Annotated in this window: 18 protein-coding genes; all 18 read left to right on the forward strand. The window is 67.5% G+C overall.

Features of this window, described 5'->3' with window-relative positions; all coding sequences use genetic code 11:
• Positions 1-68 precede the first annotated feature (68 nt).
• Complete coding sequence (locus AC07Q9_RS20500; RefSeq protein WP_495311636.1) at positions 69-1,307, forward strand: ABC transporter substrate-binding protein; 1,239 nt, start codon at positions 69-71, stop codon at positions 1,305-1,307.
• Between the two features lie 48 nt (positions 1,308-1,355).
• Positions 1,356-2,570 (forward strand): ABC transporter substrate-binding protein, encoded by a 1,215-nt coding sequence (locus tag AC07Q9_RS20505; protein ID WP_062475166.1) that lies wholly within the window; start codon positions 1,356-1,358, stop codon positions 2,568-2,570.
• A gap of 44 nt (positions 2,571-2,614) precedes the next feature.
• The gene (locus AC07Q9_RS20510; protein WP_487849669.1) at positions 2,615-4,255 is read left to right on the forward strand and encodes a 3-(methylthio)propionyl-CoA ligase; all 1,641 of its coding nucleotides are present in this window, start codon (positions 2,615-2,617) and stop codon (positions 4,253-4,255) included.
• Positions 4,256-4,427: 172 nt separating this feature from the next.
• Positions 4,428-6,101 carry a sigma 54-interacting transcriptional regulator gene (locus tag AC07Q9_RS20515; protein WP_492698655.1) on the forward strand — a complete coding sequence of 558 codons (1,674 nt, stop codon included), beginning with the start codon at positions 4,428-4,430 and terminating at the stop codon, positions 6,099-6,101.
• Positions 6,102-6,323: 222 nt separating this feature from the next.
• Positions 6,324-6,593, forward strand: coding sequence for a phenol hydroxylase subunit (locus AC07Q9_RS20520; protein WP_174250303.1), 270 nt, complete (start codon positions 6,324-6,326; stop codon positions 6,591-6,593).
• Positions 6,594-6,637: 44 nt separating this feature from the next.
• Complete coding sequence (locus AC07Q9_RS20525; RefSeq protein WP_489061726.1) at positions 6,638-7,642, forward strand: aromatic/alkene monooxygenase hydroxylase subunit beta; 1,005 nt, start codon at positions 6,638-6,640, stop codon at positions 7,640-7,642.
• Positions 7,643-7,668: 26 nt separating this feature from the next.
• A complete protein-coding gene (locus AC07Q9_RS20530) occupies positions 7,669-7,965 on the forward strand; it encodes an MmoB/DmpM family protein (protein ID WP_174250302.1) in 297 nt (98 codons plus the stop codon).
• A 37-nt stretch (positions 7,966-8,002) separates the two neighbouring features.
• Complete coding sequence (locus tag AC07Q9_RS20535; RefSeq protein WP_495311637.1) at positions 8,003-9,586, forward strand: aromatic/alkene/methane monooxygenase hydroxylase/oxygenase subunit alpha; 1,584 nt, start codon at positions 8,003-8,005, stop codon at positions 9,584-9,586.
• Between the two features lie 94 nt (positions 9,587-9,680).
• The gene (locus tag AC07Q9_RS20540; protein ID WP_354344627.1) at positions 9,681-10,043 is read left to right on the forward strand and encodes a phenol hydroxylase subunit P4; all 363 of its coding nucleotides are present in this window, start codon (positions 9,681-9,683) and stop codon (positions 10,041-10,043) included.
• A gap of 18 nt (positions 10,044-10,061) precedes the next feature.
• Complete coding sequence (locus AC07Q9_RS20545) at positions 10,062-11,120, forward strand: NADH:ubiquinone reductase (Na(+)-transporting) subunit F (RefSeq protein ID WP_495311638.1); 1,059 nt, start codon at positions 10,062-10,064, stop codon at positions 11,118-11,120.
• A 13-nt stretch (positions 11,121-11,133) separates the two neighbouring features.
• Positions 11,134-11,478, forward strand: a complete 345-nt coding sequence (locus tag AC07Q9_RS20550) for a 2Fe-2S iron-sulfur cluster binding domain-containing protein (RefSeq protein WP_307584416.1) — start codon at positions 11,134-11,136, stop codon at positions 11,476-11,478.
• Positions 11,479-11,509: 31 nt separating this feature from the next.
• Positions 11,510-12,442: a catechol 2,3-dioxygenase gene (locus tag AC07Q9_RS20555; protein WP_495311639.1), complete on the forward strand. Its 933-nt coding sequence runs from the start codon at positions 11,510-11,512 to the stop codon at positions 12,440-12,442.
• 13 nt (positions 12,443-12,455) lie between these two features.
• A complete protein-coding gene (locus AC07Q9_RS20560) occupies positions 12,456-13,910 on the forward strand; it encodes a 2-hydroxymuconic semialdehyde dehydrogenase (protein WP_495311640.1) in 1,455 nt (484 codons plus the stop codon).
• A 10-nt stretch (positions 13,911-13,920) separates the two neighbouring features.
• Positions 13,921-14,757, forward strand: coding sequence for an alpha/beta fold hydrolase (locus AC07Q9_RS20565; protein WP_095746807.1), 837 nt, complete (start codon positions 13,921-13,923; stop codon positions 14,755-14,757).
• Between the two features lie 34 nt (positions 14,758-14,791).
• Positions 14,792-15,574, forward strand: coding sequence for a 2-oxopent-4-enoate hydratase (gene dmpE, locus AC07Q9_RS20570; RefSeq protein ID WP_495311641.1), 783 nt, complete (start codon positions 14,792-14,794; stop codon positions 15,572-15,574).
• 13 nt (positions 15,575-15,587) lie between these two features.
• Positions 15,588-16,517, forward strand: coding sequence for an acetaldehyde dehydrogenase (acetylating) (locus AC07Q9_RS20575; protein ID WP_495311642.1), 930 nt, complete (start codon positions 15,588-15,590; stop codon positions 16,515-16,517).
• Positions 16,518-16,527: 10 nt separating this feature from the next.
• The gene (gene dmpG, locus AC07Q9_RS20580) at positions 16,528-17,604 is read left to right on the forward strand and encodes a 4-hydroxy-2-oxovalerate aldolase (RefSeq protein WP_495311643.1); all 1,077 of its coding nucleotides are present in this window, start codon (positions 16,528-16,530) and stop codon (positions 17,602-17,604) included.
• A complete protein-coding gene (dmpH, locus tag AC07Q9_RS20585) occupies positions 17,601-18,389 on the forward strand; it encodes a 2-oxo-3-hexenedioate decarboxylase (protein WP_095746803.1) in 789 nt (262 codons plus the stop codon). The genes dmpG and dmpH overlap by 4 nt, the downstream gene beginning before the upstream one ends.
• The last annotated feature ends 19 nt before the right edge of the window (positions 18,390-18,408 follow it).

The raw sequence follows: 18,408 nt of genomic DNA on the forward strand, positions 1-18,408 counted from the left end.
CCGATACAAGGCCGGCAAGAGGCCCGCGGCCGCAGCTTCTTTTTCACGAGAACGACGGAGACAACACCATGACACGTTCCCTCATTTCCGCCCGCCCCGGCACGCGCCGCCGCCTGCTCGGCGCCGGCCTGGCCGCCACGCTCGGCCTCGCCACGGCCTTCACGGCGCAGGCCCAGAAGCGCTACGACCCGGGCGCGAGCGACACCGAGATCAAGATCGGCCACATCGTCCCGTACTCGGGCCCGGTGTCGGCCTACGGCACCATCGGCAAGGCGGCGGCGGGCTACTTCGCCAAGGTCAATGCCGAAGGCGGCATCAACGGCCGCAAGGTCACGTTCATCTCGCTGGACGACGCCTACAACCCCGCCAAGACGGTGGAGCAGGCGCGCAAGCTGGTGGAGCAAGATGAAGTGCTGGTGCTCTTCGGCCCGCTGGGCACGGCGCACAACCTGGCGATCCAACGCTACATGAACGCCAAGAAGGTGCCGCAGCTGTTCGTGGCCACGGGCGCCACGCGCTTCGGCGACCCGAAGGCCTTCCCCTGGACCATGGGCTGGCAGCCCACGTACCAGACCGAAGGCAAGATCTACGCGCAGCACATCCTCTCCACCAAGCCCAACGCGAAGATCGCCGTGCTCATGCAGAACGACGACTTCGGCAAGGACTTCCTGAAGGGCTTTCTCGAGGCGCTCGGCGACAAGGCCAAGACGATGATCGTGGCGCAGTCGACCTACGAGGTGACCGACCCGACCATCGACAGCCAGATGGTCAACCTGAAGGCTTCGGGCGCCGACACCTTCTTCAGCATCACCACGCCCAAGTTCGCGGCGCAGGCGATCCGCAAGGCGGCCGACATCGGCTGGAAGCCCACGCAGTACCTGTCGAGCGTGTCGGTGTCGGTGTCGGCGGTGATCAAGCCGGCCGGCCCCGAGAACGCGGTGGGCGTGATCTCGGCCACCTACCTGCGCGACCCGGCCGACGACATGTGGAAGGGTTCCAAGGAGTACGAGGACTACAAGACCTGGTTCAGCAAGTACTACCCCTCGGGCGACCTGAGCGATTCGCTCAACGTGCTGGGCTACTCGTCGGCGCAGACGCTGGAGCAGGTGCTGCGCAAGGCGGGCGACGACCTCACGCGCGCCAACATCATGAAGGTGGCGGCCAACCTGCAGTACAGCCCGCCCATGCTCTACCCGGGCATCGAGGTGAAGACCTCGCCGACGGACTTCTATCCGATCGAGCGCATGCAGCTGGTGCGCTTCAACGGCACGCGCTACGAGCCCTTCGGCAAGGTGCTGGGCGACTGAGCGCTTCTTTCCTGATCTCTCCCTTTTCGTTTTTCCACTGAAGCTTCCATGACCTCCATCGTTCGACTGGCCGCCGCCCTGGGCGGCGCGGCCCTCCTGTTCACCGCCGGCGCGGCCCTCGCGCAGAAGAAGTACGACACCGGCGCCTCCGACACCGAGATCAAGCTCGGCATGGCTATGCCCTACAGCGGCCCGGTGTCGTCGTACGGCATCGTCGGCAAGGTCAACGAGGCGTACTTCAAGATGGTCAACGACAAGGGCGGCATCAACGGCCGCAAGGTCACGCTCATCAGCTACGACGACCAGTACACGCCGCCGCGCACCACCGAGGTGGTGCGCAAGCTGGTCGAGCAGGACGAGGTGCTCGCCGTGTACGGCAACCTGGGCTCGGCATCGAATGCCGCGATCCAGCGCTACATGAACGCCAAGAAGGTGCCGCACCTGTTCCTGGGCGTGGGCGCCGACCGCTTCAACGACCCCAAGGCCTACCCCTGGACCACGCCCTACATGCCCAGCTACGAGGGCGAGGGCAGCCTCTACGCGAAGAACATCCTCAAGACGATGCCCAACGCGAAGATCGCCGTGCTCTACCAGAACGACGACTTCGGCAAGGACCTGCTCAAGGGCCTGAAGAAGGGCCTGGGCGACAAGGCGTCGATGGTGGTGGCCGAGGCCTCTTTCGAAGTGGCCGACCCGACGGTCGATTCGCAGATCATCAAGCTGCAGTCGTCGGGCGCCGACGTGTTCGTCAACTTTGCCACCGCGCGCTTCGCGGCGCAGGCCATCCGCAAGGCGTGGGACATCGGCTGGAAGCCCAAGCAGCAGTACCTCACCTACGTGTCGGCCTACGTGAAGATGACGCTGGAGCCCGCGGGCCTCGAAAAGTCGAAGGGCATCATGGCCATGGCCTTCTTCAAGGACGCCGCGCAGCCGCGCTGGGCCAACGACCCGGCCACGCAGGAGTTCCTGGCCTTCATGAAGAAGTACGCACCGAATGAGGACGTGAACAACGCCGCCGGCGTGTACGGCTACGGCGTGGCGCAGGCCATGGAGACCGTGCTCAAGGCCTCGGGCGACAACCTCACGCGCGAGAACGTGCTCAAGCAGGCCACCACGCTGAAGAACATGCGCACCGGCATGCTGCTGCCGGGCATTGCACTGAACACCTCGGCCACCGACTACTTTCCGTTCAACACGCTGCAGCTGGTGCAGTTCAACGGCAAGGAGTTCGAGCCCATGGGCGATTCGATCGCCGTGAAGTAGCCTTCGCAAGAGCACGCTCAAAAGAACCACAGGAGACACACACCATGCTCGGACTGATGCAGGACCGCCCGCTGCTGATCTCGTCGCTCATCGACCACGCGGCCACCTTCCACCCTCACGTCGAGATCGTCGGGCGCACCGTCGAAGGCCCGGTGCACCGCACCAACTACCGCGAGGTGCAGCGGCGTTCCAAGCAGGTGGCCAACGCGATGAAGGCGCTGGGCGTGGCGCCCGGCGACCGCGTGGGCACGCTGGCGTGGAACACCTACCGGCACCTGGCGCTGTACTACGGCGTGTCGGGTTCGGGCGCGGTGCTGCACACGGTGAACCCGCGGCTCTTTCCGGAGCAAATCGACTACATCGTCAACCACGCCGAAGACAAGGTGCTGTTCTTCGACACCAGCTTCGCGCCGCTGGTGGAGAAGCTCGCTCCCAAGCTCAAGAGCGTGCGCGCCTTCGTCGCCATGACCGACCGCGCCCACATGCCGGCCATCGATGTGCCCAACCTGCTGTGCTACGACGAGCTCATCGGCGCGCAGAGCGAGGACTACACCTGGCCCGAGTTCGACGAGCGCACCGCCTCGTCGCTTTGCTACACCTCGGGCACCACGGGCAACCCCAAGGGCGTGCTGTACAGCCATCGCTCCACCGTGCTGCATTCGCTGATGGAATGCGCGCCCGACACCTTCGGCGTGTGCTCGCAGATGACGCTGCTGCTGGCCGTGCCCATGTTCCACGCCAACGCCTGGGGCATGCCGTACTCGGCGCCGATGGTGGGCGCCAAGCTCGTCATGCCCGGCCCGCACCTCGATGGCCAGAGCCTGTACGAACTGATGCGCGACGAGAAGGTGAGCTTCTCGCAGGCGGTGCCCACCGTGTGGCTCATGCTGTTCCAGTACTTCGACGCCCACCCCGAGATCGACACCCGCGCCATCGGCCTGAAGCGCATCGGCGTGGGCGGCGCCGCCACGCCGCGCGCCATGATCGAGCGCTTCGAGCGCGACTTCGGCGCCGACTTCGTGCAGGGCTGGGGCATGACCGAGACCAGCCCCATCGGCGTGATCGGCAACCTGCTGCCCAAGCACCTCGCGCTCCCGAAAGATGAGCAGACCACGGTCAAGATGCGCCAGGGCCGCGGCGTGTGGGGCGTGGAGCTCAAGATCGTCGACGAGAACGGCCAGCGCCTGCCGCACGACGGCGTGGCCTTCGGCCACCTGCATGTGCGCGGTCCGTGGATTGCGAGCGGTTACTTCCGCAGCGAAGGCGGCGACGTGCTCGATGCCGAGGGCTTCTTTCCGACCGGCGACGTGGCCAACATCGACGCCGACGGTTATGTGCAGCTGGTCGACCGCGCCAAGGACGTCATCAAGTCGGGCGGCGAGTGGATCTCGTCGATCGACCTGGAGAACGCGGCCAGCGCGCACCCCGCCGTGGCCGAGGCGGCGGTGATCGGCATCGCGCATCCGAAATGGCAGGAGCGGCCCCTGCTGATCGTCGTGAAGCGTGCAGGCGCAGAGGTCACGGGCGAGGAACTGCTCACTTTTCTTTCGCAACGCGTGGCCAAGTGGTGGCTGCCCGACGACGTGGCTTTCGTCGACAGCCTGCCGCATACAGCCACCGGCAAGCTGCTGAAGACCAAGCTGCGAGAGCAGTTCAAGGGCTACGTTGCAGCCAAGTCAACCTGATGACAGTTGTTCGTTCTTTCTGTGCATAACTCTGTGGGTTGCTTGAGGAGGCGGACCCGCAGAGCGAGCATTGGCGCGGCTTCGCACCACGTTGCCTGTTGATTGAGCAGCCTTGTCGTCCGTCCTTGCAGGAGAATGTAGGAGGAACGGATTCCAGACAAGTAAAGGGGACATGGTGGGAGAACTTCTTTCTCTCCTGCGCTTCAGCGCCGGCTCGGGCCACATCTGGCTGGACGAGCAGCGCATGCTGCTCATGCATGCCCGGGCCTTCGCCGAACTGCGCCGAGAACTGCTCGACTCGCTGGGCATCGAGCGTGCGCGCGGCCTGCTGGTGCGCATGGGTTTTGCTTCCGGCCTGCGCGACGGCGAGGTGGCCGTGCGCGAGCGCCTTGCCGGCATGCGCGCCGAAGACGCCTTCATGCTCGGGCCGCGCCTGCATTCCATCGAGGGCATCGTCTCGGTGCAGAAGGTGCAGGTCGACCTCGACGTGGCCACCAAGCATTTCTACGGCGAATTCCTCTGGGAGAACTCCTGGGAATGCGAAGCCCACGTGGCCGACTTCGGCTACGGGGAAGACCCGCAGTGCTGGTCGCAGATCGGCTACGCCTCGGGCTACACCACCGCCTTCATGGGGCGGCTGGTGGTGTTCAAGGAAGTCGAATGCACCAGCATGGGCGACAGCCGCTGCCGCATCGTCGGCCAGGCCGCCGAGGCGTGGAACGACGAGCACTACCTGGAGTACTTCCGCCAGCACCACGTGGCCGAGAAGCTCATCGACTTCAACCTCGGCCTGCAGCACCTGCGCCGCCTGCAGCCGCGCCGCGAGTACGACCAGAAGCTGGTCGGCGTGTCGCCGGGTTTCCGTGCTGCCTTCGAACTCATGCGCAGCGCGGTCGACAGCGCCATCACCGTGCTGCTGCTCGGCGAGACCGGCGTGGGCAAGGAAGTGTTCGCTCGCTGGCTGCACGACAACGGGCCGCGCGGCAAGCAGCCCTTCATTGCCGTCAACTGCGCGGCGATTCCGGCCGACCTGATCGAGGCCGAGCTGTTCGGCGTGGAAAAGGGCGCCTACACCGGCGCCCACCATGCGCGCGCCGGGCGCTTCGAGCGCGCGCACGGCGGCACCCTGTTCCTGGACGAGGTGGGCGACCTGCCGCTGGCCGCGCAGGTCAAGCTGCTGCGCGTGCTGCAGACCGGCGAGGTCGAGCGCCTGGGCGCCGAGCAGCCGACGAAGGTCGACGTGCGCATCGTGGCCGCCACCAACGTCAACCTGCAGCAGGCCATGCAGGCGGGCAAGTTCCGCACCGACCTGTTCTACCGGCTCAACACCTTCCCGATCCAGATTCCGCCGCTGCGCGAGCGCACTGCCGACATCCCGGCGCTGGTGGCGCGCTTCGTCGAGAAGTACAGCGCGCTGTACGGCAAGAAGCTGCGCGGCCTCACCGACAAGGCCGCGCTCGACGTGCACAAGCACGCCTGGCCCGGCAACATCCGAGAGCTCGAGAACGTGATCGAGCGCGCCGTGCTGCTGGCGCCCGACCACGGCGACATCGAGGCCTGCCACCTGTGGATGCAGCCGCCGGGCGCGCCGCCCGACAACCAGCTCGACGCCAGCGGCAAGGTCGCCACGGGCGCGTCTGCTTCGGGCGCCGACGCGAGCGAGCTGGATGCACTGTGCCAGCGCGTACTCGAGCAGAACATCGACATCGCCTCGCTCGAGCAGCGCCTCATGCAGACCGCGATGCAGCGCGCCAAGGGCAACCTGTCGCAGGCCGCGCGCATCCTGGGCATCACGCGCCCGCAGCTGGCCTACCGGCTGAAAAAAGAAGGCCTGCCCACGTCCTGAGCGGACGCCGGCCGGCGTTTTCCGGTTTTCACCATTTGATCAAGCTGCACTGCAGCAAATGATCAAACCAGCATCCGGGACTTCCCGGTGCTTCGGGCCCGCAGGCGCAGCGGGCCCATGCAAATCAATCACTTAGCCACGCTGGCACGCCCGTTGCCCTTATCAGGCCGGGCGGCGCTGGTGCCGTCCACCTGTTGATGGATTGAACAAGTGATGCCTTCGATGCAGCCCGACCCCCGCAGCGGCAGCGCCGCCCAGATGACCGGCCAGCCGTGCTTCGTGCGCGTCACCGGCACGCGCGGCACGCGCTTCGTGGAGTTCGAGTTCGCCATCGGCGACCCCGAGCTGGCGGTGGAGCTGGTGCTGCAGTTCGACCAGTTCCGCGAGTTCTGCGCGCGCCACGCGGTGCGCCACCTGAGCACCGAAGAGGGCGCGCGGCTGGACTTCGAGCGCATGAAGTGGCGCTTCGGCGCGCCCGGCATCGACCACTGACGACCACCCTGCATTTTTTCCCGCGACAACCAAGGAGACACCCCGTGCAAGTCGACATCAAGACCTCGGACATCCGGCCGATCCGGCAGACCTTCTCGCATGTGGCGCGGCGGCTCGGCGACAAGCCGGCCTCGCGCTACCAGGAGGCCACGCTGGACATGCAGCCCACCGCCAACTTCCACTACCGGCCGCTGTGGGATCCGCAGCACGCGCTGTACGACAAGCGCCGCACGGCCCTCGTGATGGCCGACTGGTACAGCTTCAAGGACCCGCGCCACTACTACTACGGCGTGTACACGATGACCCGCGCGCGCCAGGGGGAAGGCGCCGACCGCCAGTTCGAGTTCGCCGAGAAGCGCCAGCTGCTGGCCCAGGCCGATGCGGGCGTGCGCGAGTCGCTGCAGCAGGTGCTGGTGCCGCTGCGCCACTACGAGTGGGGCGCCAACATGAACCACAGCTACTGCTGCGGCTACGGCTACGGCACGGCCATCACGCAGCCCTTCATCTACGCGGCCATGGACCGCCTGGGCATCGCGCAGTACCTCTCGCGCGTCGGCCTGCAGATCGACGCCAACTCGGGCCGCGCGCTGGACGCCGGCAAGGAAGCCTGGCTTGCGCACCCGGCCTGGCAGGGCGTGCGCCGCCTGATGGAGAACCTCTTCGTCACCAAGGACTGGTTCGAGGTCTTCGTGGCCCAGAACCTCGTGCTCGACGGCCTGCTGTACCCGTTGATCTACCGCCACTACGTGAACGCGCACAGCGCCGCCACCGGCAACGCGCTGGCGATGCTGACCGAGTTCATGAACGAGTGGTTCGACGAGAACGTGCGCTGGGTCGACGCCACGCTGAAGACCGCCGCCGACGAGTCGCCCGCCAACGCCGAGCTGCTTGCGCAGTGGTACGCGAGCTGGCGCGACCAGGCCGTGCAGGCGCTGGCGCCGCTGGCCGCGCTGGCGCTCGGCGCACAGGGGGCCGAGGTGCTGAAGACGCTGCACGCCGCGCTCGATGCGCGCGTGGCCCGCCTGGTGCGCACCGGCGCTGCCGCCTGAACCGATCGAACCAAGGAGACCACCCCATGACCACCGCCACCGCCGAAGTGTCCCGACCGCCCGTCTTCATCGCGCTGCAGACCGGCGAGGCCGCACGCGCCATCGTCGAAGCCATCGTGGCCGACAACCCCGGGGCCACCGTCACCGAGTACCCCGCGATGGTGAAGATCGACGCGCCCGGCCGCCTCGTGATCCGCCGCGAGAGCGTCGAAGCCCTGGTCGGGCGCCGCTGGGACCTGCAGGAGCTGCACCTGAGCCTGATCTCGCTGTCCGGAAGCATCGAAGAAACCGACGACGAATTCACCCTCCACTGGGGCGCCTGAGCCCAGCCCGCACCGGACCACGACCAAGGACCACGCCATGACCACCCAAGCAGCAGCAAAGACCCCCACGACCCCGCGCCTCGGCCTGAAGGAACGCTACGCCATGATGACGCGCGGCCTCGGCTGGGAGACCACCTACCAGTCGATGGACGACGTGTTCCCGTTCGACAAGTTCGAGGGCATCAAGATCCACGACTGGGATAAGTGGGAAGACCCGTTCCGCCTCACGATGGACGCCTACTGGAAGTTCCAGGGCGAGAAGGAGAAAAAGCTCTACGCCATCATCGATGCGTTCCAGCAGAACAACGGCCAGTTCAACATCAGCGACCCGCGCTACCTGAACACGCTCAAGCTGTTCCTCACCGGCGTCTCGCCGCTGGAGTACGCGGCGCACCGCGGCTATGCCATGGCCGGGCGTTCGCTGCGCGGCGTGGGCGCGCGCGTGGCCTGCCAGATGCAGTCGATCGACGAGCTGCGCCATGCGCAGACGCAGTTCCACACCATCAGCCACTTCAACAAGTACTTCCACGGCCTGCACGACCCGCAGCACATGCACGACCGCGTGTGGTACCTGTCGGTGCCCAAGAGCTACTTCGAGGACGCGATGAGCGCGGGGCCCTTCGAGTTCATCACCGCCATCTCGTTCTCGTTCGAGTACGTGCTGACCAACCTGCTGTTCATGCCCTTCATGAGCGGCGCTGCCTACAACGGCGACATGGCCACCGTCACCTTCGGCTTCTCGGCGCAGAGCGACGAGTCGCGCCACATGACGCTGGGCCTGGAGGTGGTGAAGTTCATCCTCGAGCAGGACCCGGACAACGTGCCCATCGTGCAGAAGTGGGTCGACAAGTGGTTCTGGCGCGGCTACCGCCTGCTCACGCTGGTCGCGATGATGATGGACTACATGCTGCCCAAGCGCGTCATGAGCTGGTCCGAAGCCTGGGAGATGTATTTCGAGAAGAACGGCGGTGCGCTGTTCGAGGACCTCGCGCGCTACGGCATCCGCATGCCCAAGTACCACGAGGTCGCCTCGAAGGAAAAGAGCCGCATCTCGCACGAGGCCTGGGCCATCTTCAACAACTACGGCCACGCCGCCAACTTCAACGTCTGGGCACCCAAGCCCGACGAGATGAGCTGGCTGGCCGAGAAGTACCCCGAGACCTTTGACAGCCTGTACCGCCCGCGCTTCGAGTGGCTGGCCGAACAGGAGAAGCAGGGCAAGCGCTGGTTCAACAACACGCTGCCCATGCTGTGCCAGACCTGCCAGATTCCGATGGCCTTCACCGAGCCCGACGACCCCACCAAGATCTGCTACCGCGAGAGCAGCTACCACGGCATGAAGTACCACTTCTGCTCCGACGGCTGCAAGGACGTGTTCGACGGCGAGCCCGAGAAGTACGTACAGGCCTGGCTGCCGGTGCACCAGATCTACCAGGGCAACTGCTTCCCCGAGGGCACCGACCCGACGGTGGAAGGCTTCAACCCGCTGGCGGCCGTGCTCGACTACTACCACATCAACGCCGGCGCCGACAACGGCGAGTTCAACACCTCGCCCGACAAGGCCAACTGGGAACGCTGGACAGGGCAGGACCTGTCGGCGGCCGAGCCCAAGGTGGCCTGAGCACCCGGCCCCACCACCCCTCATCGACCCCCGCGCTCCCGTCGTGCCCCACGCACGGTGCGGGCGGCGCTCACCCCGAAACAAGGAGAACGACATGTCTGTTGTTGCACTCGCCCCCGGCTACACCGGGACCGTCATGGACAGCGAAGACCGCTTCCACGGCAACCGCCTGCTCTATATCGGCTGGGAAGACCACCTGCTCTTCTGCGCCCCCGTGTGCCTGCCGCTGCCCGCGGCCATGCCCTTCGGCGCGCTCATCAGCGACGTGCTGCCCGGCGTGTACGGCAGCCACCCCGATTTCGAAAAGGTCGACTGGTCGAAGGTCGAATGGTTCGACTCCGGCAAGCCCTTCGCGCCCGACGCGGCGAAGTCGCTGGCCGACAACGGCCTGGTCCACAAGTCGGCGCTGCGCTTTCGCACGCCCGGGCTCACGGGCATCGGCGGCTCGTTCAGCTGAGCACGGGAGGGCCTTGCCATGAGCTTCCAGATCATGATCGAGCCGCTCGGCCAGGCCGTGGCGGCGCGCGACGGACAGACCGTGCTCGATGCCTGCCTGCGCGCCGGCGTGTGGCTGCCCCACGCCTGCGGCCACGGCGTGTGCGGCACCTGCAAGGTGCAGGTGCTCGAAGGCGAGTGCGAGCATGGCGACGCGTCCAACTTCGCGCTCATGGACTTCGAGCGCGACGACGGCAAGATCCTCGCGTGCTGCGCGATGGCGCAGGCCGACCTGGTCATCGAGGCCGAGATCGACGAAGACCCCGACGCGCAGTTCCTGCCGCTGGAAGACTTCGACGCCGAGCTGGTCGAGGCCCGCATGCTCACGCCGACCATCCGCGGCCTGTGGCTGCGCACCGACCGGCCGGCGCCGTTCCAGGCCGGGCAGTACGTGATGCTGCACGTGCCGGGCGTGGAGGGCGCACGCGCCTTCTCGATCGCCAACGCACCCGACGACCACCTCGTCGAGCTGCACATCCGCCGCGTGCCCAACGGCCGCGCCACCGGCTGGCTGCACGACGACCTGCAGGTGGGCCAGCGCCTGCGCTTCACCGCGCCCAACGGCCGCTTCTTCGTGCGCAAGTCGGCCGGCCTGCCGATGATCTTCGTGGCCGGCGGCTCGGGCCTGTCGAGCCCGAAGTCGATGGTGCTCGATCTGCTCGCCGAAGGCTGCACCTTGCCGATCACGCTGGTGCAGGGCGCGCGCAATGCCGAAGAGCTGTACTACCGCGAACTCTTCGAGCAGCTCGCCGAACAGCACCCCAACTTCACCTACGTGCCCGTGCTGTCCGACCTGCCGGCCGACAGCGACTGGCACGGCGCGCGCGGCTTTGCGCACGAGGCGCTGAAGGCCCATTTCGCGAACGACTTCCGCGGCCACAAGGCCTACCTGTGCGGGCCGCCGCCGATGACCGAGGCTTGCATCGCCACGCTGATGCAGGGCCGCCTGTTCGAGCGCGACATCTACACCGAGAAATTCTTCACCGCCGCCGATGCCGCTTCTGCCGCGCCGCGCAGCCCGCTGTTCAAGGCGCTGTGACGTGGAGCCGGTCATGCGCTTCTCTGTCGCCATCGGCAACACCCACGAGCACTACGTGTGCCGCGCCGACCAGACCCTGCTCGGCGGCATGGAGCAGCTGGGCCGCAAGGGCATCCCGGTCGGCTGCCGCGGCGGCGGCTGCGGCGTGTGCAAGGTGCGCATCGAGTCGGGCGCCGTGCGCCGCGAGCGCATGAGCCGCTGCCACGTCAGCGCCGAAGAAGAAGCCCAGGGCTACGTGCTGGCCTGCCGCGCGTATCCGCAGAGCGACCTGGCCCTGCGCGCCGTCGAGAAGCTGGCGCGCTGCATCGAGCGGCGACTGCTCGCGTCGCAGCCCGCCGTTCCCCGTTCCCCCACCTGAACTTTTCCCTCACCCACCAAAGGAGACTTCCATGGCACTCACTGGCGTCATTCGCCCCGGACACGTGCAACTGCGCGTGCTCGACCTCGGGGCCGCCCTCACGCACTACCGCGACGTGCTGGGCCTGATCGAAACCGGGCGCGATGCGCAGGGCCGCATCTACCTCAAGGCCTGGGACGAGCACGACCACCACAGCGTCGTGCTGCGCGAAGCCGACGAGGCCGGCATGGACTTCATGGGCTTTCGCGTCGATTCGCCCGCCACGCTCGACCGGCTCGCCGCCGATCTGAAGGCCAGCGGTCTGGCCACCGACATGCAGTGGATCGACGCCGGCGAGCACCTGCGCACCGGCCCGCGCTTTCGCTTCACCGTGCCCACCGGCCATGCCATCGAGCTCTTCGCCGAGAAGGAAAAGGTCGGCAATGGCATGCCGTATGAAAACCCCGAGGTCTACCCCGACGACCTCAAAGGCATGGCGCCCTCGCGCTTCGACCACTGCCTGCTGTACGGCGACGACCTCGACGGCACCATGAAACTGTTCACCGAGGTGCTGGGCTTCCAGCTGGCCGAGAGCGTGGTGGCCGGCCCCGAGCGCATGCACATCGCGGCCTTTCTCACCTGCTCGACCAAGCCGCACGACATCGCGTTCATCCGCCACCCGGAAAAGAACAAGTTCCACCACGCCTCGTTCCTGCTCGACAACTGGGGCGAGGTGCTCAAGGCGGCCGACATCATCACCAAGAAGCGCGTGTCGCTGGACATCGGCCCCACGCGCCACGGCATCACGCGCGGCGAAACCATCTACTTTTTCGACCCGAGCGGCAACCGCAACGAGGTGTTCTCGGGCGGCTACATCTTCTACCCCGACAAGCCGCCGCTGGTGTGGACCGACGACGAACTCGGGCGCGCGATCTTCTATCACGACCGCAAGCTCAACGAGAACTTCCTGAGCGTGGTGACCTGAAGGAGACGGTGTGATGAAACAGTTCATGAACTTCATCGGCGGCGAGTTCGTCGCCACGACGAAGACCTTCGACAACCGCGCGCCGGTGGATAACCGCGTCATCGGCAAGGTGCATGAAGCAGGCGCGACCGAGGTCGACGCGGCCGTGCGCGCCGCGCGTGCGGCACTGAACGGCGAGTGGGGCCGCATGAGCGTCGCGCGCCGCGTCGAGCTGCTGCATGCCGTCGCCGACGAGATCAACCGGCGCTTCGACGACTTCCTGGCGGCCGAGATGGCCGACACCGGCAAGCCGCACGCGCTGGCCTCGCACGTCGACATCCCGCGCGGCGCGGCCAACTTCAAGGTGTTTGCCGACATCGTGAAGAACGTGCCCACCGAGAGCTTCGAGATGGCCACGCCCGACGGCGGGCAGGCGCTGAACTACGCCGTGCGCTCGCCGCTGGGCGTGATCGGCGTCGTGTGCCCGTGGAACCTGCCCCTGCTGCTCATGACCTGGAAGGTCGGCCCCGCGCTGGCCTGCGGCAACACGGTGGTGGTCAAGCCTTCGGAGGAAACGCCGGCCACCGCTACGTTGCTGGGCGAGGTGATGAACGCGGTCGGCATCCCGCCGGGCGTCTACAACGTGGTGCACGGCTTCGGACCCGACTCGGCCGGCGAGTTCCTCACCACGCACCCGGGCGTGGACGGCATCACCTTCACGGGCGAGACGCGCACCGGCGAAGCCATCATGGGGGCGGCCGCCAAGGGCGTGCGGCCCGTGTCCTTCGAGCTGGGCGGCAAGAACGCCGGCATCGTGTTCGCCGACGCCGATTTCGACAAGGCCGTGGCCGGCATCACGCGTTCGGCCTTCGAGAACTGCGGCCAGGTGTGCCTGGGCACCGAGCGCGTCTACGTGCAGCGGCCCATCTTCGACAAGTTCGTCGCGGCGCTCAAGGCCAGGGCCGAGGCGCTCAAGCCGGGGCCGTCGGAAGAAGCCGGCGTGGGCATCGGCCCGCTGATCTCGCGCGAGCACCAGCAGAAGGTGCTGTCGTACTACGCCAAGGCCGTGAAGGAAGGCGCCACCGTCGTCACCGGCGGCGGCGTGCCCTCGATGCCCGGCGCGCTGGCCGAGGGCCACTGGGTGCAGCCCACCATCTGGACCGGCCTGCCCGAGACGGCCTCGGTGATCCGCGAGGAAATCTTCGGCCCCTGCTGCCACATCGCGCCCTTCGACACCGAGGAAGAAGCCATCGCGCTGGCCAACGCCACCGACTACGGCCTGGCGACCACCGTGTGGACCGAGAACCTGGGCCGCGCGCACCGCGTGGCCAGGCAGGTGCAGGTCGGCATCTGCTGGGTCAACAGCTGGTTCCTGCGCGACCTGCGCACCGCGTTCGGCGGCGCCAAGTCATCGGGCATCGGCCGCGAAGGCGGCGTGCATTCGCTCGAGTTCTACACAGAACTTCGCAACGTCTGCATCAAGCTGTGAGGGCCCGGCGGTGAGCAACCCCGAAATCGCGAACAGCATTCGCACGGGTGCCTTCCACACCAACGTCCACGACCTGGGCGAGGGCGCGCCGGTGCTCTTCATCCACGGCTCGGGCCCGGGCGTGAGTGCGTGGGCCAACTGGCGGCTGGTGCTGCCGGTGCTCGCGCAGACGCGCCGCGTGATCGCGCCCGACATGGCCGGCTTCGGCTTCACCGAGCGCGTGCCCGGCGCGGCCTACACCATGGACGCCTGGGTGCAGCAGGCGCTCGACCTGCTCGACGCGCTCGACATCGAACGCGCCGACGTGGTGGGCAACTCCTTCGGTGGTGCGCTGGCATTGGCACTCGCCATCCGCGCGCCGCACCGCGTGCGCCGGCTGGTGCTCATGGGCAGTGTGGGCGTGCCCTTCGCGATCACGCCGGGGCTCGACGCCGTGTGGGGCTACACGCCCTCGTTCGCGAACATGCGCCGGATCATGGACGTGTTCGCGTTCGACCGCGCCCTCGTCACCGACGAGCTCGCGCAGTTGCGCTACGAGGCCAGCACGCGGCCCGGTTTCCAGGAGACCTTCGGCGCGATGTTCCCGGCGCCGCGCCAGCGCTGGGTCGATGCCATGGCAAGCCCGGAGGCCGCCATTCGCGCATTGCCGCACGAGACGCTGCTGATCCACGGCCGCGAAGACCAGGTGATCCCGCTGGCCACCTCGCTCACGCTGAGCCAGTGGATTCCCCGCAGCCAGCTGCATGTGTTCGGCCGCTGCGGCCACTGGACGCAGATCGAGCACAGCGCGCGCTTCGCCCGCCTGGTCGGCGACTTCCTCAACGAAGCCGATCGACCGATTGATTGATTCACCCGAGACAGAGCAAAGGACAGAACCCCCCATGGACCCCACCCTTATCCAGCGGCTCGGCGACGAGCTCTACGACGCACTGCGCGAGCGCAGCGTCGTGGACCCGCTCACCAGCCGGCACGCAGGCATCACCATCGCCGACGCCTACGGCATCCAGCAGCGCATGATCGCGCGCCGCCTCGACGCCGGCGAGCGCGTCGTCGGCAAGAAGATCGGCGTCACCTCGCGCGCCGTGATGAACATGCTGGGCGTGTTCCAGCCCGACTTCGGCTACCTGCTCGACGGCATGGTCGTCGGCGAGGGCGAGTCGATCGACAGCACCACGCTCATCCAGCCCAAGGCCGAGGGCGAGATCGCCTTCCTGCTCAAGCGCGACCTCATGGGCCCCGGCATCGGCAACGCCGACGTGCTGGCCGCCACCGAGTGCGTGATGCCCTGCTTCGAGATCGTCGATTCGCGCATCCGCGACTGGAAGATCCAGATCGCCGACACCGTGGCCGACAACGCTTCGTGCGGCGTGTTCGTGCTGGGCGACCACGCGGTCGATCCGCGCCGCATCGACCTGGCGACCTGCGGCATGGTGCTCGAGAAGAACGGCGAAATCATCGCCACCGGCGCAGGCGCCGCCGCGCTCGGCTCGCCGGTGAACGCGGTCGCGTGGCTGGCCAACACGCTCGGTGCGCTGGGCATCGGGCTCAAGGCGGGCGAGGTGATTTTGTCGGGCGCGCTCGCCGCGATGTTCCCCGCCAAGGCCGGCGACAACTTCCGCGTCTCGATCGGCGGCCTCGGCGGCTGCTCGGTGCGCTTCCACTGAAGGAGACAACCCCATGACGACCCCGACGAAGATCAAGTGCGCGCTGATCGGCCCCGGCAACATCGGCACCGACCTGCTCGCCAAGCTGCAGCGCAGCCCGGTGCTCGAACCCGTGTGGATGGTGGGCATCGACCCCGAATCCGACGGCCTCAAGCGCGCCCGCGAGATGGGCCTGAAGACCACGGCCGAGGGCGTGGACGGCCTCTTGCCGCATGTGCAGGCCGACGGCGTGCAGATCGCGTTCGACGCCACCAGCGCCTACGTGCACGCCGAGAACAGCGCCAAGCTCAACGCGCTGGGCGTGCTGATGATCGACCTCACGCCCGCGGCCATCGGCCCGTTCTGCGTGCCGCCGGTCAACCTCAAGAGCCTGCTCATGGGAGGCGGCGCGCGGCCGGCCAACGTCAACATGGTCACCTGCGGCGGGCAGGCCACCATCCCGATGGTGGCGGCGGTGTCGCGCGTGCAGCCGGTGGCCTACGGCGAGATCGTGGCCACCGTGTCGAGCCGTTCGGTCGGCCCGGGCACGCGCAAGAACATCGACGAGTTCACGCGCACCACGGCCGGTGCGGTCGAGCGCGTGGGCGGCGCGGCCAAGGGCAAGGCGATCATCATCGTCAACCCGGCCGAGCCGCCGCTGATCATGCGCGACACGGTGCACTGCCTCACCGAAGGCGCGCCCGACGAGGCGCGCATCACGGCCTCGGTGCACGAAATGATCGCCGAGGTGCGCAAGTACGTGCCGGGCTACAAGCTCGTGAACGGGCCCGTCTTCGACGGCCACCGCGTGTCGATCTACCTGGAGGTGGAAGGCCTGGGCGACTACCTGCCCAAGTACGCCGGCAACCTCGACATCATGACCGCCGCCGCGGCGCGCACGGCCGAAATGTTCGCCGAAGCGATGCTCGCCAGCCTCCCGCAACCCGAGCCCGCCGTGGCCTAGGAGCACCCTCATGACCACCACGACGAACACGAATCTGAAGGGCCGTCGCGTCACCCTGCACGACATGACGCTGCGCGACGGCATGCACCCCAAGCGCCACCTGATGACGCTCGAACAGATGACGCACATCGCCAGCGGGCTCGACGAAGCGGGCGTGCCGCTGATCGAGGTGACGCACGGCGACGGCCTGGGCGGCAGCTCGGTCAACTACGGCTTTCCCGCGCATTCCGACGAGGAGTATTTAGGCGCCGTGATTCCGCTCATGAAGCAGGCCAAGGTGTCGGCGCTCCTGATTCCTGGCATTGGCACCGTGGACCACCTGCGCATGGCGCACGGCCTGGGCGTGCACACCGTGCGCGTGGCCACGCACTGCACCGAGGCCGACGTGTCCGAGCAGCACATCACCATGGCGCGCCGGCTCGGCATGGACACGGTGGGCTTTCTCATGATGGCCCACATGGCCTCGCCCGAGACGCTGGTGCGCCAGGCGCTGCTCATGGAAGGCTACGGCGCCAACTGCATCTACGTGACCGACTCGGCGGGCCACATGCTGCCCGACGATGTCACGGCGCGCATCGGCGCGGTGCGCGCGGCGCTCGAGCCCGAGACCGAGCTGGGCTTTCACGGCCACCACAACCTCGCGATGGGCGTGGCCAATTCGGTCGCGGCCGTTGCGGCCGGCGCCAACCGCATCGACGCCGCCGCCGCAGGCCTGGGCGCGGGCGCGGGCAACACGCCGATGGAGGTGTTCGTGGCGGTGTGCGATCGCATGGGCATCGAGACCGGTGTCGATGTGTTCCGCATCCAGGACGTGGCCGAGGACCGCGTCGTGCCGATCATGGACCACATGATCCGCGTCGACCGCGACTCGCTCACGCTGGGCTACGCGGGCGTGTACTCGAGCTTCCTGCTGTTCGCCAAGCGCGCAGAGAAGAAATACGGTGTGCCCGCGCGCGAGATCCTGGTGGAGCTGGGCCGGCGCGGCATGGTCGGCGGGCAGGAAGACATGATCGAAGACACGGCCATCACGCTGGCCCGCGCACGCCAGGCCGTGCAGCAGCAACAACAGGAAGGAGTCGCGGCATGAAGCTCGACAAGAACACCATCGCCGCGCTCGCCGAGCACCTGGAGACCTGCGAGCTCGAGGCGCGCGACACGCCCAAGATCACCGACGAGCATCCCGAGATGGACTGGGACGACGCCTACGCCATCCAGAACGAGATCCGCCGCCGCAAGCTCGCGCGCGGCCACCGCATCATCGGGCTGAAGGCCGGGCTCACCTCGCACGCCAAGATGAAGCAGATGGGCGTGACCACGCCGGTCTTCGGCTTCATGGCCGACAACTACGCGCTGCCCGAAGGCGGCGAATGCAAGGTGAGCGAGCTCATCCATCCGAAGGTCGAGCCCGAGATCGCGTTCGTCACCAAGCGCGCGCTCAGCGGCCCGGGCTGCCACATCGGCGCCGTGCTCGCGGCCACCGACTTCGTGCTGCCGGGCATCGAGGTGATCGACAGCCGCTACCGCGACTTCAAGTTCGACCTCAAGAGCGTGGTGGCCGACAACACCTCGGCCTCGCGCTTCGTGGTGGGCGGTCGTGCCGTGCCCGCGAGCGAGGTCGACCTGCGCACCGTGGGCATCGTGCTCGAGAAGAACGGCCAGCCCGTGGCCTTCGGCGCGGGCGCCGCGGTGCTCGGCCACCCGGCCGCGGCCATTGCGATGCTGGCCAACCACCTGGGCGCGCGCGGCGAGGAGATTCCGGCGGGCACGCTGATCCTGTCGGGCGGCATCACCGAGGCCGTGGCCGTGCAGGCGGGCGATGCCGTCACGCTGAAGGTGCAGGGCATGGGCAGCGTGGGCCTGCGCTTCGTCTGATCTGCATCAAGCACTGAAC

Source organism: Variovorax sp. GW821-FHT09A10 (genome assembly GCF_059418385.1).

Bases quoted from the DNA above. Each gene is read 5' to 3' on its own strand.
- AC07Q9_RS20500 (WP_495311636.1), top strand. From the start codon at position 69: ATGACACGTTCCCTCATTTCCGCCCGCCCCGGCACGCGCCGCCGCCTG.
- AC07Q9_RS20505 (WP_062475166.1), top strand. From the start codon at position 1,356: ATGACCTCCATCGTTCGACTGGCCGCCGCCCTGGGCGGCGCGGCCCTC.
- AC07Q9_RS20510 (WP_487849669.1), top strand. From the start codon at position 2,615: ATGCTCGGACTGATGCAGGACCGCCCGCTGCTGATCTCGTCGCTCATC.
- AC07Q9_RS20515 (WP_492698655.1), top strand. From the start codon at position 4,428: ATGGTGGGAGAACTTCTTTCTCTCCTGCGCTTCAGCGCCGGCTCGGGC.
- AC07Q9_RS20520 (WP_174250303.1), top strand. From the start codon at position 6,324: ATGCAGCCCGACCCCCGCAGCGGCAGCGCCGCCCAGATGACCGGCCAG.
- AC07Q9_RS20530 (WP_174250302.1), top strand. From the start codon at position 7,669: ATGACCACCGCCACCGCCGAAGTGTCCCGACCGCCCGTCTTCATCGCG.
- AC07Q9_RS20535 (WP_495311637.1), top strand. From the start codon at position 8,003: ATGACCACCCAAGCAGCAGCAAAGACCCCCACGACCCCGCGCCTCGGC.
- AC07Q9_RS20540 (WP_354344627.1), top strand. From the start codon at position 9,681: ATGTCTGTTGTTGCACTCGCCCCCGGCTACACCGGGACCGTCATGGAC.
- AC07Q9_RS20545 (WP_495311638.1), top strand. From the start codon at position 10,062: ATGAGCTTCCAGATCATGATCGAGCCGCTCGGCCAGGCCGTGGCGGCG.
- AC07Q9_RS20550 (WP_307584416.1), top strand. From the start codon at position 11,134: ATGCGCTTCTCTGTCGCCATCGGCAACACCCACGAGCACTACGTGTGC.
- AC07Q9_RS20555 (WP_495311639.1), top strand. From the start codon at position 11,510: ATGGCACTCACTGGCGTCATTCGCCCCGGACACGTGCAACTGCGCGTG.
- AC07Q9_RS20560 (WP_495311640.1), top strand. From the start codon at position 12,456: ATGAAACAGTTCATGAACTTCATCGGCGGCGAGTTCGTCGCCACGACG.
- dmpE (WP_495311641.1), top strand. From the start codon at position 14,792: ATGGACCCCACCCTTATCCAGCGGCTCGGCGACGAGCTCTACGACGCA.
- AC07Q9_RS20575 (WP_495311642.1), top strand. From the start codon at position 15,588: ATGACGACCCCGACGAAGATCAAGTGCGCGCTGATCGGCCCCGGCAAC.
- dmpG (WP_495311643.1), top strand. From the start codon at position 16,528: ATGACCACCACGACGAACACGAATCTGAAGGGCCGTCGCGTCACCCTG.
- dmpH (WP_095746803.1), top strand. From the start codon at position 17,601: ATGAAGCTCGACAAGAACACCATCGCCGCGCTCGCCGAGCACCTGGAG.